Origin of the sequence: Streptomyces sp. Isolate_45 (assembly GCF_024721315.2) — a bacterium.
Taxonomy (GTDB): domain Bacteria; phylum Actinomycetota; class Actinomycetes; order Streptomycetales; family Streptomycetaceae; genus Streptomyces.
On the sequence record NZ_JANFAK020000330.1, the window covers coordinates 1 to 2,591 of the forward strand.

The following is a 2,591-nucleotide window of genomic DNA, read 5'->3' on the forward strand; positions in this document are numbered from 1 at the left end:
TGCCCCAGGACCGCCGCGACCTGCGCACGGACCAGCCCGAGCAACTCCCGCTCCAACTCGACCGCACCAAGACCGGCCAGCCGCGCGGCCGGCGAACCGGCCGCCTCGGACCGGTCGGCGCCGGCGCCGGTGGCTCGGGTTTCCAGCAGTTCGGCGAAGAGCGCGCTGGGACGCACGATGCTGAACGCGGGCCCGAAACGCTCCCAGTCCACGTCCGCGACCAGCAGGGCCGCCGCGTCGGTCGACGCGGACACACTCTGCCGCAGAACGGCCATGGCCGTATCCGGCGCCATCGGCGGCAAACCCTCACGCCGCATCCGGGCGTCCATCGCCTCATCCGCCGCCATGCCGCCCTCGGCCCAGGGACCCCAGGCAAGGGAAGTCGCGGCCAGACCGGCCGCGCGTCGCTGCTCGGCCAGAGCATCCAAGTAGGCATTGGCGGCTGCATAGTTGGCCTGCCCGGCAGAGCCGGTCATTCCGCTCATCGAGGAGAACAGCACGAACGCGGACAGCTCGATACCGAGCTCAACAGTCAGCTCGTGCAGGTTGAGCGCGGAGACCGCCTTGGCCCGCAACACGCTCTCGAACCGCTCCGGCGTCAGCGCATCCAACACCCCGTCGTCCAGGACCCCGGCGGTGTGCACGACAGCCGTCAGCGTGTCCTCCTCGGCCGCCAGGACCAGACGTAGCGCATCCCGGTCGGCGGCGTCACACGCCACCACCGAAACCTCCACACCCAGCCCCGACAACTCCGCCGCCAACTCGGCAGCCCCGGGCGCGCCCGCGCCCCGACGGCTGGTCAGCACCAGACGCGAAGCACCCGACCCGGCCAGCCACCGCGCGATCCGACCACCCAGAGCACCCGTACCACCGGTCACCAGGACCGTCCCGGACGGCGTCCAGGTCGGGTCTCCCTGAACGGCGGCAGCGCGCACCAGACGGCGTCCGAAGACCCCGGAGGAACGGACCGCGAGCTGGTCCTCACCAGCAGCACCACCGGCCAGGACACCCACCAGCCGGCTCATCGCCCGCTCGTCCCACACCTCGGGAAGGTCCACCAGACCACCCCAACGCTCCGGAACCTCCAGAGCGGCCACCCGACCCAGACCCCACACCTGCGCCTGAACCGCCGACACGAGCCGATCCGAACGACCCACACTCACCGCACCACGCGTCAGGCACCACAACGGCGCCCCCACCCCGGCATCGCCCAACGCCTGCACCAGAGCCGCCGTGGAGATGAATCCGCCGGCTTCGTCCAGGGCGAGCAGCGACACCACACCCGCGACGGATCCGGGGGCCGCCTCGGCCAGCCGTGCTGCCAGCGCAGCCCGGTCCACACCGGCCTCGACCACGACCCGGCGTACGTCGGCACCGCGCCCGGCCAGCGCGCCCGCCACGGCGGCGTCGTCCACGCCCGCGGCAGGTACCACGAGCAGCCACACACCCGACAGGCCCGCACCGGCCGCGGAGTCCGCCAGCGGCTTCCACGACACCCGGTAGCGCCACGCGTCCACCTCGGAGCGGGTCCGCAGGCCACGGCGCCACGCCGACAGGGCGGGCAGGGCCGGCAGGACCGTGCCCCAGGCGTTCTCGTCATTCAGGTCCAGTGCGGCGGCGAGCGAGTCCAGGTCCTCGCGTTCCACCGCGTCCCAGAAGCGGGAGTCCACGTCGTCGGCCGCACCCTTGCGGGACGCCGACGGCGTCTCCAGCCAGTAGCGCTGCCGCTGGAAGGCGTACGTCGGCAGCTCCACGCTCCGGGTGCCGGTGCCGGTGCCGGCGTAGAAGGCGGGCCAGTCCACCTCGACGCCCCGCACATGCGCCCGGGCGACGGCGGCGACCAGGGTCTCCGCCTCACCTCGCGTCGCACGCAGAGCGGGAACCAGGGCGGCATCCGCGTCACCGGTCAGGCAGTCCTGCGCAAGCGCGGACAGAACACCGTCGGGGCCGATTTCCACGTACGTCGTCACGCCCGCGGCCTCCAGGGCCCGAACACCGTCCAGGAAGCGGACGGCCTCGCGGACGTGCCGGACCCAGAAGTCCGCCGTACCCATCTCACCCTCGGCGACCAGGGCACCGGTCAGGTTCGACACGATCGGGATGCGCGGGGCGGCGAACGACAAACCCTCCACCACCCGGCGGAAGTCGTCCAACATGGCATCCATGTGCGGCGAGTGGAACGCATGGCTCACGGTGAGGCGCTTGCTCTTCCGACCGCCGAGGGACTCCACCACCGCAACCGCGGCGTCCTCGTCACCCGCGATCACGATCGACCGCGGACCGTTGACGGCGGCGATGCTCACCCGGTCCGTCAGCAACGGCAGGACCTCGTCCTCCGCCGCCTGAACCGCGATCATCACGCCACCCGCCGGCAACGCCTGCATCAACCGGCCACGCGCCGCGACGAGCGCACAGGCATCGCCCAGGGAGAGGACACCCGCCACGTGCGCGGCAGCGATCTCACCGATCGAATGCCCGGATACGAAGTCCGGCCGCACGCCCCACGACTCGAGCAGCCGGAACAACGCCACCTCGACCGCGAACAACGCCGGCTGCGTGAACCGCGTCTCATCGAGCGCAGCCCCGTCCGA

Annotated in this window: 1 protein-coding gene; it reads right to left on the reverse strand. The window is 72.2% G+C overall.

Annotated features, from left to right (window positions below; genetic code table 11):
* The coding region (locus NOD94_RS40775) for an SDR family NAD(P)-dependent oxidoreductase (RefSeq protein ID WP_281211294.1) at window positions 1–2,591 on the reverse strand (2,591 nt) is incomplete at both ends.